The following is a 14306-nucleotide window of genomic DNA, read 5'->3' on the forward strand; positions in this document are numbered from 1 at the left end:
CTTCCGCCCTGATCGGCGGCGACCCAGACTGCTCGACGCGCGTTGGATGTTCGGGGGAAATCGACATGACGACCTATACCGGTGGCGACGAGAACAACAGCTACACGCTCACCCCCGCAGATGGGGCATCTTCGGTCAACGGGGGTGGTGGCACCGATACGCTGACGATCAATTGGTCGACGCTGACGACGGCTTTGTACGGTCAGGTCTATGCGACTGGTGGTTCGGGATATGTACAGGGTAGCGTGAATATTGCCTGGTCCAATATCGAGCGGCTGAACGTGCTTTACGGCTCGGGTAGCGATACCTTCTACATACAGGGACTGGATACTGCCGTTGCCTTCAACGGAGGCGGCGGCGACGACTTCGGCTATGCCGGGTTCGAGGCATCGACCGCCGACATCACCTTCGCACTCAACGGCACGGCGAACACGGCGTCGGTGTTCGAGGGTCAGGGGTCCAGCTTCACCAATGTCGAGCGCGTCGGCGTCTACACCGGATCGGGCAACGACCGGCTGACCGGCGGGGCCGGTGCCGACCAGCTGTCGGCCGGGGCCGGCACCAACCGCGTCAGCGGCGGCGGCGGCGACGACCAGATCACCTCGGTCGGTGCGGACACGGTCGACGGCGGCACCGGCCGCGACAGCTGGAGCGGCAACTATGCCACCCGCACGGCGGCCATCGGCGTCACCCAGGGCACCGGATCGGCCTATACGCTCAGCGGGCTCGGCGCCGCCGCCAGCGTCGCCAACGTCGAACAGATCAGCCTCGCCACCGGTTCGGGCAACGACAGCTTCGCGCTCAGGAGCGGCGGTGCCGCCTCCATCAGCCTCAACGGCGGCACCGGCACCGACAGCCTGACCGCCGACTGGTCCGCACTCACCACCGCCACCACCGCCTATGTCTACTCCGACGGCACCAGCGGCTATCTGAGCGGCACCGACAACTCCATCAACTGGAGCAGCATCGAAACCCTCTCCTTCAAACTCGGGTCCGGCAATGACCAGATCTACGCCACCAGCCTCGGCGGCAAGATGACGGTCGATGCCGGCGCCGGCGACGACTTCGGCTATGCCGGGTTCGAGGCATCGACCGCCGACATCACCTTCGCGCTCAACGGCACGGCGAACACGGCGTCGGTGTTCGAGGGTCAGGGGTCCAGCTTCACCAATGTCGAGCGCGTCGGCATCTATACCGGATCGGGCAACGACCGGCTGACCGGCGGGGCCGGTGCCGACCAGCTGTCGGCCGGGGCCGGCACCAACCGCGTCAGCGGCGGCGGCGGCGACGACCAGATCACTTCGGTCGGTGCGGACACGGTCGACGGCGGTACCGGCCGCGACAGCTGGAGCGGCAACTATGCCACCCGCACGGCGGCCATCGGCGTCACCCAGGGCACCGGATCGGCCTATACGCTCAGCGGGCTCGGCGCCGCCGCCAGCGTCGCCAACGTCGAACAGATCAGCCTCGCCACCGGTTCGGGCAACGACAGCTTCGCGCTCAGGAGCGGCGGTGCCGCCTCCATCAGCCTCAACGGCGGCACCGGCACCGACAGCCTGACCGCCGACTGGTCCGCACTCTCCACCGCCACCACCGCCTATGTCTACTCCGACGGCGCAAGCGGCTATCTGAGCGGCACCGACAACTCCATCAACTGGAGCAGCATCGAGACCCTCTCCTTCAAACTCGGGTCCGGCGACGACCAGATCTATGGCGGCGGGCGCGGGGTGATGCTCACGGTCGATGCCGGCGCCGGGGACGACAGTTTCTATTCCGGCGACGGGAACGACATGGTGACCGGCGGGGTCGGCGACGATCTTGCGGTATTTACCGGTGCCTATGCCGACTATGAAATCGTCACCCGCAACGGCGCGACCACCGTCCGCGATCGTCGCGAGGCCGGCGACGGGACCGACACGCTGCGGCAAGTGGAGAAAGCCAGGTTCACGGACCAGACCGTCAACCTGCTCACCAACACGCCGCCCGACGTGGATGGTCCGGACCGGTTCACGACCAGCGAAGACAGCGCGATCCGGCTGACCCAGGCACAGATACTGGCGAACGACAGCGACGTTGACGGCGATACGCTGGTGGTATCGGGTGTCGAAGCGGTATTCGGGGGCACAGCCGCGCTGAATCAGGATGGCACCGTTACCTTCACGCCGGGCGCGAACTTCAACGGCGATGCAAGCTTCCGCTATACTGTGGACGACGGCAAGGGCGGGCTTGCGCAGGGAACCGCAACAATCCGCGTCACGCCGGTGAACGACGCGCCCGTCGCAGCCGACGATGGCATCTATGTCGCCACCGCGGGGGTAGCGTTCGAACTGGACGGGCGCGGCGTATTGGCAAATGACAGCGACGTCGACGGAAATGCCCTACAGGCCATTGTCGCGACCGGGCCTGCACATGGGGACCTGACGCTCAACGCGGACGGATCGTTCCGGTACGTCGCCGATGCCGATTATGTCGGCAATGACAGCTTCACCTATCGCGCAGGCGACGGGACGGTATCGTCGACAGCGACCGTCCGTCTGTCCGTGGTCAACGGCGCGCCGACGATCGGCGCCAGTGCACCGAGCCGCGCGCTGACGGAAGCAGGTGCAACCGGCGCCGGCGTATCGACGGCGCAGGTCGCGCTGACCCGGGCCGATCCCGACGGCACCATCCCGGCCTACGACGTTCGGGGCTGGTCCGATCTGGGCAGAGGATCGTACGGCATCGCCGGTGTCTACGGGACGGTCGTCCTCGATACGGCGGCCGATACGCTCACATACACGCTGTCCAACGACGATGCCGACACGAACGCCCTGGGCCGTGCCGACGTCGCAGCGGACAGCTTCACCGTCACGGTCAGCGATGGCCTGACACCGTCCGCCGTCACCGTGCGCTTCGCCGTGAACGGTGCCAACGACGCGCCCGAAGCGGCCGGCGATGCCTTCAGCGTCAAGGCCGGCGAAAGCATCGCCGGCACCGTGCTCGCGAACGACCGCGATGTGGACAACGACGCGTTGACCGTCTCCCTGGTCGGCCAACCGGCCAACGGACAGCTGACCCTCAACACGGACGGCACGTTCGATTACAGGCCGTCGACCGGGTTTGCCGGAACCGATAGCTTTACCTACCGCCTGTCCGATGGACTGGTCGTGTCGGAAGCAACCGTTTCGCTGACGGTGACGCCGGCTGACCCGGTTCCGAACACGGCCCCCAACGCGATCGCGGACGCGTTCACGCTCGACGAGGATAGCAGTCTTTCCGCTTCGGTACTCGCCAACGACACGGACGACGAGGGCGACGCACTGTCCGCCTCGCTCGTTTCCGGGCCGACGCACGGAGCGGTGGCGCTCAACGCCGACGGCAGCTTCACCTACACACCGGACGCCGACTATTTCGGAACCGACAGCTTCGTCTATGCCGCGTCGGACGGCAGTGCCTCCGCGCAGGCGACCGTGAGCCTGACCGTTCGGGACGTGGCCGAGCCAAGCCGCGACCTGCCCGATACCTATGTCGTCCGACGGACCGGCACGATCGATGGTTCGGCTGGCACGGACGACGTGCTTACCGGACCGGCCTATCGCAACAGCTTCTATTTCGATGCTGCGGCCGAGACCGGACAGGACCGAATCACCGACTTCGCAAAGACGGACGTGATCGCCGTCAATGTCCGGCTGGACAATAGCAACGGGATCATCTCCCTCGTGGACAACAGCGTGCGGCTCGACGGATCGGCGGGCGGAGACACCGCGACGATCGAGGGCGTAACGGCATTGCGTTACCTCGGCGCCGCAGGCGCGGGCGTCCACGTCTATGCCGACGCGCTCACACGGCCGACGGACGCGATCGAGGGTCTTCTGGGCAACGACATCGTGCAGGGCGACAGGGGCGACCGCACCAGCCAAACCTTCTTCTACGATACCGCTCTCGACCTCAATCTGGGTCGCGATACCATCCGGAACTTCGGCGCCAAGGACATTCTCGTCCTCACGTCCGAACTGAACGACGTCAATAGCGACGGGGTCATCGCATTTGGACGAAATCGGGCGCTCGACCTGTCGGGAGGGGTCGATGGCCCCGGGGATCCCGGTGTTTCCGGCGAAGCAGGCATTCTGACGATCAGCAATAGCGCCGGCCGCATAATCCAGTCGCTGGAGTTCGATGGAAGCCGTGTCGAGGACGGCGTTACCTATTATGTCTACAGCCTGCTGGGCAGCGCAGCCGGAACGGGCGACCTGAACTTTTCGTAATTGGAGCGGCGGGACCATCGCTTACGCTGGGGGCGGGTATCGTGGCACAGCAGGCGTTACCGCCCGCCTCATCGCGAGTTCGATAACCGGGCCGTCCAGTAACGGCAACGTATCGGACCCAGCCCTAGCCATGGCACCCGTTCCGGGTGGTGCTCGAAGATCCCCGGCCGGATATACTGCGGACTACGCCGTTTTACTGCTGTGCGTTCTACTTGCAGATTGGGGTCGAGCGACCCGCTGCTACGATGGTGGACAGGATCGACGGTCGGCCAGTCCATCGGCACGTTCAGCGATGAAAGGCGCGCGTCCGAATTCTCCAACGTCGGACGGACCTGCTGCTCGACCTGATCGAAGGCGGGCAGCGTGCCCGGTATCAGCTGTCGACGCGCGCGCACGTCGTTCGAGGGCGTCGCCCGAATGGTACGCCCGGCAAGCGGCTTTGTCGCCGCCTCCTGCGTCGCGAGTGTCGGCAGGCGTCGGGCATACCGGTTTTACGGATACGCAGTGACTGGTCGCCGTTCAGATGCGGCATGCCCTCGACGAACCGATCCATGAAATGATCGTGGGATCAGAACCAATATCGTCCCGCTCGTCCACGATTTGCTTCCACCTGTCCTCCCAGAACCGGTCCAGGAGGGCGACACGCTCGCGCGGACGGTCGTCTGCGCGACAGCCGTACCGAGGAAACCTGTTCATCCAGTGAGAAGGCAGCGCGATAAGATAATGCCCGCCGCGGCGGGAAAGGTTGATGTGACGCATCGACGAGGACTTTGCCCCATATCCGGTCCTGCGACGGCGCGATGCGTCACAGGACAGGTCACGGTTCCGACGGACACCGAAACCGGAGCGGAGGCCGGCTTCCTGTCTTCACAACGACTTACGAGAGAAACTGGCTGGGGCGGCAGGGACCTCACCTAAGTAGGTCCAAGCCGTCCCAAACGACTGATTTCCGCCATTTTTGATCAGCGACGACTGTGAATGGCTACACCCACTGGCTACACCTACTGGCAGCATTCGCGCTTCGCAAGACAGGCTCGAAGACCAAAAGGTTTTGGCGGACCTGACCCACCCCCGGGTGCTGAAGATTATCCGCAATCCAGCTTCCTTCGGAAAACGATCACGTTTTCGCCGGAACGGGATCTAGCGGTGCAACTGTTAGCGGCACGACCGATCGCCGACGGTACGAAGATGACGGTCGGCCGTTGAGCACCGTGAGTATCAACCCACAGAATATGCCACCTCACCGGCACTCGATGTGAAAACCTAGTATCCGGTGGGGTTGGACGCAGGCGACTGTCAGAAGCCGTAGCGGGTTGCCATGCAGCGTCGGTGCCAAGCATATTCAAGGCGTTTCTGTGCGCCCCAGGACCCGATCCATCCCGGATGCCTTTGGCCATGTCGGTGATCATGCCGCCAGTGCCGTGCCGTTACCACGAGATGGGCGTGCGGCTTCACTATCCATTTGCCGTCGCCCTCGACCGCGTGCACGGCCCACGCCACGACGGCCCCGCGGCCGACGAGCTCGCGCTGAACGAAACCCGTTACGATCCATTCCCACCATTCCGGCCGGATCGTCGCCGGAATTTCCAGCAGGACGTGCCAGGCCGCGACCTCGGTAGGATCGCCGGTCGCCACCGCTGCTGCGTCAGCTTCCTCCCAAACGCTGTACCCGCGCGTCGCCCAAACGGGGGCGCTCGCTGGCACGATGAGCCCTGAACCGCGCAGTTCATACCGTCGACCGGCAAATTGTTTTGGCATCGGCCCGAACCTGTCGACGGCGGCGTCGTCACGCCAGATATAAGCCGCATTGGCGACAGCCGTTTTGTACGCCGGCAAGCGGTGGGCATACTGCCACGCCTCGCTGATTGGTCGCACCTTGAAATCCGGCCGGTCATCCGCCTTTCGCTCCCGCGGGCGGGCGATTAACATCCGCTTCATTTGGGCGACGTCTTCTTGGGTGATGAACAGGGTCATTCTCTTCTCCAGAAACGGCAACGCCGCCCATTTGGGCGGCGTTGCGGGGGCATCGCGGAGCACGCGACGCGGTTGGTAATGGGAGCGGTCAGGCAACGATCTTGATCTGTTCGTGCGGAATTGCGTCGGCGAAGCTGCCGCCTTTCGGCACCCAGACAGAGCCCTTCAGCGTAGCTGGTGCCATCGTCGACACGGCCTGTCGCCAACGGCGCCAGGCGATAGCCTCGCCGTTTGCCCTGCGTGCGTTGGGCGGCAGTTTTGCTCCAGTAAGGAAGTGGCGGGGGCCGACGAAGTAGCGGCGGTCCCCCGTCAGCAGTTCAATCCGTGCGGTTTCACTTGCTGCATAGAGCCGTACGCCCGGCACCCACTCCACGCCTGCGTCTTGGCGGATCGCCATAGACACAGCGAGCGGCGCGTCCGCATACGGCTCGATCGAGACATGAACCAGATCGCATCCCCGGTCGGCCGCAAGCCGCGCTACTTCCCACGCATCAAAAATCGTGCGCGGTGCACTGAAGCACCAACCGGCTGTATGAAAGGCAGGTGCGTGAGCGGGATAGCCCATCAGGCTACGCAGGCTATGACACCAGTCCTGTGATGTCGTGAGATATGTCGAAGTCATCAGTAATTCCTTCTTATGAACGACGGCCGGTTGGCCGAGGATTTTCCGCTCCGTCACGGTTCCCACTTCCCAATTCCGATCCCATTTCCTCTGCGGTCCATGGCGTAAGGTCCGAAGCTTTTTGCGCTGCGACCCAGGCATCGGTGGCCTCCGCCTTATCGATCCTCGCCATGCCCTCCGCGCGGACGTGCATGCGCCAGAGTGCCAGAGCCTCGTCAGCCAGATCCCGTCGCAACGGGTCGGTCCGCCCGGTAGCCCAAGCGCTGAAGATATCCTCGTCGCGCCAGGTTGGAGCATAGATTGCCCAGTCCGCCGCAGCGGTAGCAAGCGTCGGAAAGCCGGCACGGCCGCGGGGCAGCGCCATGTCGAAGACGCCACCCTTCAGTAGGCCCTGCCACCGAGTGAGAAAGCCGCACGCACATGCCGGCGGCGCGGTCGCAGCTACGTTCAGCAGTATTGGTGCCAAGCTCCTGGCGATATTCCAGCCGACCAGCATGCCTGCTGGAGGCAACTGGGCAGCAACGGCGTCCAGCAGATCGAACTCCGGTTCCCCTGCCTGCAGCGCGTGGGTGTGCTGTGCAAAGCGCCACCGCCCCTTCCTACGCCAGCACATCAAGATTCCAATTCCGACGAGCATCGTGTCGCTGTCGTGAATGGCATTCCGTGGGGGCGGCACGGGAATGGTGGCGGCGGTCATCGCGACCGTTACGATTGGTATCATTAGGACCTCATGGGCATGTTGGATCAGACCACCGGAACGACCGGCCGCCTGATGCGACGATTTGGGTGGAAACCGGGGCAGACCCGGTCGATCAGAAAGGACTTTCGCTGAATGACTGTTCGTCTCGTTCCCGGGCGAGGCGACGTTCCGCGTCAGCTAGCGCTGCCGCTGTTCGAAGCTCGAGCGCCTGCGCCCGTGCCCACAAGGCTGGCGGGCATGTCGCGAAGCTACGAAACGGGCTGAGCGCAGGCGTTATTTCCAGCCACGATGCGAAATCATCGAGCGGCAGCGCCAACTCAGCGGGATCCGCGCTCTTCCACGCGGCCCAGTGAAGCCAGCAGATCCAGGTCGCGATCGTGTCCTCGGCAACGTATCGTGTGACGGCTTCGACGTCGCCAGCGCGCCAGAGTGCGCCAACGTCCGACCCGTGAACCGAAGTTTTGACCGGAATTTCGAGCGCCTCGCACACCGCCGACAGCGACAGCGTCCGCGACGATCCGTAGGATGCCATCTGATCGGCAAGATCGCAGTGGGTCGTATCGTACCGCCCCGCCTGGGTCTGTCGCGCTAGCCCAGGCAGGTCGAATGTCCGGCTACGCATGGCCTGCAGTCGGAAGACCGCGTTGTCGAAACCGCGCGTGTTCCAACCGATGCCGACGACGCCCGGGGGGAGGCAGGCGTCTACCCGGCGGTAGAAATCAGCTTCCTGGCCCGGCCGACACACCAGGACGTCGAGCCGGAAATCATGGTGACCATCCGGTAGGCGTGTCGCGCCCAGAAAGGCCGCCGTGACCGGCCGATGCTGCGGGATTGGCGGGAAGCCACCGTCGGCCGGCTCGGTATCGACTATCGTTTCGATGTCGTAGGCGACGACCCGACCGGTAGGGTGATCGTCGCGGGGACGCTGTTGCCAAATGCCCATGTGGGGACTCCTGTGGTGATCAACGCGCCGCCGTCTGGTAGGCGCGGACCGGCTGGAAGGCGGCAGGCCGACATGGCCTTTTTCCCCTTCCCTGAACCGATCATCACACCGGTCAACGATTAGCCTTTTCCGATATTGGTTAAAACGGATCCGTTTGCATGTCGGCCGTCGCATGAGTTCGGGTCGTGTTGGCATGCGCGCATTTTCGACCACGCGAAGGCAAGCGGACAGGCTGCGCCGCAGCATGTGCCGATGCCAGTCGCGGCACGTCAGAACCCGACCCGCTGGTTGCGGCGGTGGCCGCAATTGTTGTGTTCTGTCGAGCGCTGGCCGAAGGGCCGGCGCAACCCGAGGTGCGCTTCGCGCGCCGATCAGAGCCGCCGGGCGGCGACCTCCCAAAAGTCCGCCGGATGAACTGGGAGGCCCTTCACGGTTTCCGGTACGGAAATCCGCGCATCAGATTTGTGGCCCCGCCACAATTCTGAGGTATTGCGCCTGTTTCTTTCTGCCTGTTCTAGCGACCTAAAAGCCTATCCGACCACCGTTCCTGGCCCCGAGACTGCACCCCTCAATATAAGACCTGTGGCGCTTAGGCGCTCAAACGGCGCAAACTCTTGGGCTCATTCCTGATGCAAAAATGCATCAAGTCGGTGAAAGCGGACAAATTCGACAGCTCAAACCCAATAAGCGAGGAGACATCGATCAACGCTGATTTGACACCTCGAATATTGGGAATGAGTGCCAGAATTAACGCACGTTCGTGACGCGTTTCACCAATTTCGCTTATGCCGATTGGGGTAAAAGTAATTGAAACGCTACAAATTCGAGCGTTCATTCCCAAATGCTCGCTGCGCAATCTGATCGGATTCGAAGCGGGCCGCTTATCGATACGGACCATTTGTGGGGGGGAAAAATTGGGAATGGGGTATCGAATTTGTACTCTTTTGCAGGTGGTTTAGACAAGATTGCGAACACCTGAGTTCGCGTCACGCGGTAGATATGCGGCGTAGCCCATATCTACGGTATTTCGCCTGTTTCCCTGTTTCCGCGCGTGTTAAATCTGGGACTGATCTATTTGTTACACGGAGATCTGCAACTGCTCTGAGTCTTCCTGCTCGGTAAAAAAATAGACGGGTTCCCACAAATCCGGTTTGCGGCAGCCTGCTCCGATCCTAGAAGCTGGGAGATTTGGCTAGAAGGATCCGGCAATGAGCAGCGACACTCCAGACGCCCCCGACCCTGTTACCATCATCGCCGAGGCGATGATGGTCGCGTTAGCCGGCGTTCGTACGGATGTGGCGGCAAGCTTTAAAGATCTTGAGGTCCGCGTTCTATCGAAAGCGACGCAAACGACGGCTCAGACCCAGATGGAGAATCCGTCACTCGCATCTACGCAGATGCCAAAGGCGCTCCAGGCCAGCGAGAAAGCGCTTTGGCAAGCCCGCAAGGTCATGGGTGAAACTGTTATGACAGGCGTAACTGCGCTCCTGACGTTTCGACGGCTGCAGGAGGAAACTCAGGCGCTTAAAGCTGCGGATGATCGCCACGCCAGGGACCGGGATGCAAAGGCTATTTCAGGGCTCTACGTCGGGGCGCAGCAGTTCGTCGACCGGCTGTTCACGCATGGCACCGGCAAGCATCATCTCGACCAGCAGAGTGCCGACAGTGTCGCTATCTACGCAGATCTTATAGCGTGGAAAGCCTACGACACTCAGGGAGACGATCCAGCGTCACCGTGGCCGGCCATCCGCCGGATTTACGCTAATCGGTCGCTCCTGAAGCCAGATCATCGTGGTAACGGTGCTTATCGTTCACAGTCCGGCCCGCCGCCGCCGCTTCCCTCTCCGCGAACGGCTTCTCGTCGCGATGTTGATAAATATTACCGCTATGGCAGCACGCCAACACCAGCGGCCGAACCCATCAATTCTGCCCAGAGGGATGGTTCGCCGAACGATTCGGGTCCTGTCGAAAATCATGCCAATAAGCCGAATGCTTCCGCCGCCCAGATTACGACAAAGAGTGAATCAGGGGGCATAATCACGGGCGCAACCACTCTTTGTGACGGTGACCGCGCTGATGTTGTCCGCGAGCCATCTGGCCCAAAAATATCGCTTGCTCACGTCGCGCCGCCTAACTTGGCAGCGACCCTCTCTACTGTTCTGAGCCCTGCTGTGCCGCGCAGCTCGCCATTGCCGGGTGAGACTGGGAATGGAGCAGAACTGGAAGCTCCAATGCCTCTTGCGACCGCAATCGCACACCTCCCTACGACGGTACGAACTGAACGCCCTGTTGTGCAGCAGGCAGCGTCGCACCTGGCGAAGAACGAGGGCGCGTCCTCGAGTTCAGCCGTTGGAGCTCACCAGGAGGCTCCGCAGACTGCAAGCACCTTAATGTCCATGCCTCTTGATGCTGGACAAGCGTTGCCGGCAAACCAAAATGGGACTGACATCAGCCCAGCGATGCCCAAGCCTGAGATGCCGATCCCCCTCACTTCAGAGCAGGCCGCGATAATCGCGACGAAGCTCTTTGATGCGGACGATGGAGCTGTATCTGCGCTTTGGGCTGGTACCGGGCTAAACGAAGACGACTTGCACAACGCCTTTCTCGATATTGACCTACGGTGTTTCGTTGATCGCGGCAACGCCACAGCGGATCAGATAGCGCTATTGAAAGCAGCAGAGGTGGGGCAGGCTCGTAAATTCGTAGCTGACTTCCGACGGTTCAAAATTGCTCTGTGGACAACTGACTTACTCAATGGTGATCCTACGCTGGTATCACGTGCAGTCGGCGCCGGTTATTAAAAGCTCAGTTTTTTGATACAGGTCGTTGAACGAACTTAGGCAGGCATTGGTTAGGCGGTCTGGCGTGGACTTACCGCAAAACCGCCCACGTTGACCCAAGCAGCGAAGCCCAGCCAGAAACCAAAGCCCCGGCTCATAGCTCCGAAGGTGATGATTACCGAATGCACGAAGTCAGGTGTATGCCCCGCCATGGAACTAAACGATTCTTCTCCGTCGGACCGTAAGGCCCTCCAGGTAAATCACGGACAACCCGCTGTGTGACAACCGCTAGGTTTTGTACGTACTGTTAGTAGGCTTCCTCTCCGTTCCGTCATTATACGTGCGTGTCATCTCGCTTAAGCAGTTCCGATCCTGCGTCACGTCTTCAAATCTAACTTAGAAGCTATAACTAGCGCGCATGAACACGGATCGACCGTTAAATCCAAAAGGAGAAACGGCGTTGTAGGGCTGCGTTCCGGCATTGTCGGCACCATTGGTGCCGGCAGCGACGCCGGCGACGCTCGATGCGATATTTTCATCCGGATAGATATCGAAGACGTTCTGCGCTCCCACGCTTACCCGCAACCTGCGGGTCGCCTGCCAGCCGATATCGATATCCGTCAGAATCTCGGCACCAAAGCGTTGGATGATGTCCGAATTGACCGCACTACCGGACGAAGGAATGAGCCGAACGTCATAACCCGGCACCAAGGCCGCGACCTGGGCCGGCGTACGATTGAGCAACGCGACCGTCGCGACGCGGCCATACCGGGTGTTGGTGAAAGATAGCGAAAACGGTCCCCGCGCGTAGTTCAGGTCCAGCGTGATCTTGTCGCGCGGCAGGCTGTCCGAAAAGCGGAGCTGTTGGGTGAGGTCAAAGAGCGGCGTGGTGATGCCAAGGGCGGCGATCGGCGTCGGAGTGCCCGCGATCCGATCGAACGTCGTCTTGTTGTAATTGCCCGCAAGCGTGGCCGTGATCCGGCTCCCGTCCCGCAAGCGGTGCCGGTAGTTCATGACCAGATCGACGCCTTTGGTCTCGGTGTCGACTGCGTTGGTCAGGAACGACAGCGCGGCAAAGCCGGACTGCCCGTTGGCAGCCAGAAAGCTGGTCAGGCGCGCGTCCTGAAAAGTCGACGAGATGGCTATGCGGTCACGCACCTTGATCCGATAGGCATCGAGCGTCGCTGTGAATCCGCCCGTCTCGAAGACGGTGCCGATCGACACGTTGCGTGACTGTTCGGGCTTCAGGTCGGTCGCGCCCGCAAGCCGCGCTGCGGGGTTGTCGACCGCCGCCACCCGTACGATCGCCTGAGCGCCGTTGAGGATCAACGTATTGGATGCGTTATAGCCGGACTGCGCCAGTGCCGGCGCGCGGAAGCCGGTGTTGTAGGAGCCTCGTAGGGCCAGCCCACCGAACAGATCCAGCCGTCCGGCGGCCTTGAAATTCGTGGTGCTGCCGAAGTCCGAATAACGTTCGTGCCGAACCGCGCCTGATAGCAGCAGCCGACCGAAAAGCTGTTTCTCCACTTCGCCATAGACCGCGACGCTGTCGCGACCGATCGAGGCCCGATCATCGGGTCCGTTGCTCGGACCAGGTTGCGAGCCGATTGGCCCCGGGCGGCCGGCATTGGGGCCATCTGGGATCAATACCCCGCCGTTGCGATACCCATCAGGCGCGCCTGAAAAGAGACGGTAGGTTTCCTCGCGATACTCGGCGCCGAAAGCCAGTCTCAGCGGCTGATCATCTCCAAGTGGGATCTCGCGCGTGAAATCGAGGTTCGAGGTCCACTGATAGAAGTCGCTGCCGCCGCGGTAGAAGCGTGATGGGGAGGCGGCACCCAGCGAGACGTTGACGCTGTCGACATAGGTCGTGCGGACGGTGCTGGCCCCATAGACCGTGGACAGATCCCAGCCGAAGCCCGCCAGGTCGTCACCACGCAGACCGATCGCGGTGGAGATGTTCTCCAGGCGGGTGTCGAGGCCAGGGCTGTAGCCATCCGGGTAGAGCGCGCGCACGGTTTCGTCCTGGCCGGGGCGGCGGAAGAAATACTGAATGTCGCCGTCGAGGCGATTGTAGCCGCCAAAGCTGTAAAGTTCGGTGCCGCCGGGCAAAGGCGCGACGAGGTTGTAGAAAAACTGGTAGTTCCGGTTTGGCTGGTCGCCTTGCTGGAAAACGTTCCGGTCGAACCCGGATTCACGCGGGTCGAGCGTCCCGTTCGATGGTGTCAGTCCAACGCCGGAGCCATAATTGGCAGAAGGCGCGACCGGCCGGCCGGCCGCGTTCGTCCCAAAATATTGCTGGCGGGTATCCGCCCGCGCGCGGTTGGTGCCGTTCCGGTCCTGGTATGCGGCAGTCAGACGCAGAACGCCATCAGCACCGAGCGGGACGCCTGTCGAGGCACTCACCTCGTAAGTCTCACCGTCGCCCTTCGTGGTTTGCACGTAGCCTGCCTGTGCAACGGTACCCAGCGAGCGGTCAAGGATCATGTTGATGACCCCCGAGATTGCGTCGGACCCGTATTGGGCGGCGGCACCGTCGCGCAGCACTTCGATCCTGGACATGGCGAGGGTCGGGATGGCGTTGAAGTCGACCGCGACGTCGCCGCGACCGATGCCATTGCTGGAATTCAGGTCGGCCGTAGTGTGACGGCGCTTGCCGTTGATCAGCACGAGCAGTTCGCCGGCACCCAGCCCGCGCAGCGACGGTGGCTGAATGAAATCGCCGACACCCGATGCCAGCGGCCGCGGGGCGCTGAAGCTCGGTACCTGAACCTTCAGCATCTGGATAAGATCGACGCGGCCGCTCTGTTGCAGCGCCTCGCGCGATATCGCGTCCACCGGCGTCGACGACTGCGTTGCCGTGCGGCCGCCGAAGCGGCTGCCGGTGACGATGATCTCGCCGGCCTTCTTGTCGTCTTCGATTGCGTCGGCTTCCCGAACGGCATTCTGCGCCAGTACGGGCATTGGCATCGCGGCCGTGGCCGCAAACGCTATCGCGAATGATCGCATGTAGAACCCCCTTTGGTGATGTTATTCTATTACA

The 14306-nt window shown here is 62.4% G+C and carries 7 protein-coding genes; 2 read left to right on the forward strand and 5 right to left on the reverse strand.

Translation table 11 applies throughout. From position 1 onward, the window contains the following. Positions 1-65 precede the first annotated feature (65 nt). Complete coding sequence (locus tag BKY59_RS15075; protein WP_076072942.1) at positions 66-4244, forward strand: tandem-95 repeat protein; 4179 nt, start codon at positions 66-68, stop codon at positions 4242-4244. Positions 4245-5540: 1296 nt separating this feature from the next. Here BKY59_RS15075 and BKY59_RS15085 read toward each other — a convergent pair. The 4 genes from BKY59_RS15085 to BKY59_RS15100 all read right to left on the reverse strand — a co-directional run bounded on the left by BKY59_RS15085 (position 5541) and on the right by BKY59_RS15100 (position 8483). Then, positions 5541-6218, reverse strand: a complete 678-nt coding sequence (locus BKY59_RS15085) for a MobA/MobL family protein (protein ID WP_240500128.1) — start codon at positions 6216-6218, stop codon at positions 5541-5543. A gap of 88 nt (positions 6219-6306) precedes the next feature. Next, positions 6307-6840 (reverse strand): hypothetical protein, encoded by a 534-nt coding sequence (locus tag BKY59_RS17485; protein ID WP_076072944.1) that lies wholly within the window; start codon positions 6838-6840, stop codon positions 6307-6309. 13 nt (positions 6841-6853) lie between these two features. Further along, positions 6854-7537, reverse strand: coding sequence for a hypothetical protein (locus BKY59_RS15095; RefSeq protein ID WP_129586413.1), 684 nt, complete (start codon positions 7535-7537; stop codon positions 6854-6856). A 115-nt stretch (positions 7538-7652) separates the two neighbouring features. Then, positions 7653-8483 carry a 3'-5' exonuclease family protein gene (locus BKY59_RS15100; RefSeq protein ID WP_076072946.1) on the reverse strand — a complete coding sequence of 277 codons (831 nt, stop codon included), beginning with the start codon at positions 8481-8483 and terminating at the stop codon, positions 7653-7655. Between the two features lie 1208 nt (positions 8484-9691). On the opposite strand from BKY59_RS15100, the gene BKY59_RS17490 reads away from it, so the two are divergent. Further along, positions 9692-11284 carry a hypothetical protein gene (locus BKY59_RS17490; protein WP_129586414.1) on the forward strand — a complete coding sequence of 531 codons (1593 nt, stop codon included), beginning with the start codon at positions 9692-9694 and terminating at the stop codon, positions 11282-11284. Positions 11285-11659: 375 nt separating this feature from the next. On the opposite strand, the gene BKY59_RS15105 is transcribed toward BKY59_RS17490, so the two are convergent. After that, the gene (locus BKY59_RS15105; protein WP_206362081.1) at positions 11660-14272 is read right to left on the reverse strand and encodes a TonB-dependent receptor plug domain-containing protein; all 2613 of its coding nucleotides are present in this window, start codon (positions 14270-14272) and stop codon (positions 11660-11662) included. Positions 14273-14306: the final 34 nt, after the last annotated feature.

The organism is Sphingomonas montana (genome assembly GCF_001956315.1).
GTDB classification, from domain to species: Bacteria; Pseudomonadota; Alphaproteobacteria; order Sphingomonadales; family Sphingomonadaceae; genus Sphingomonas_R; species Sphingomonas_R montana.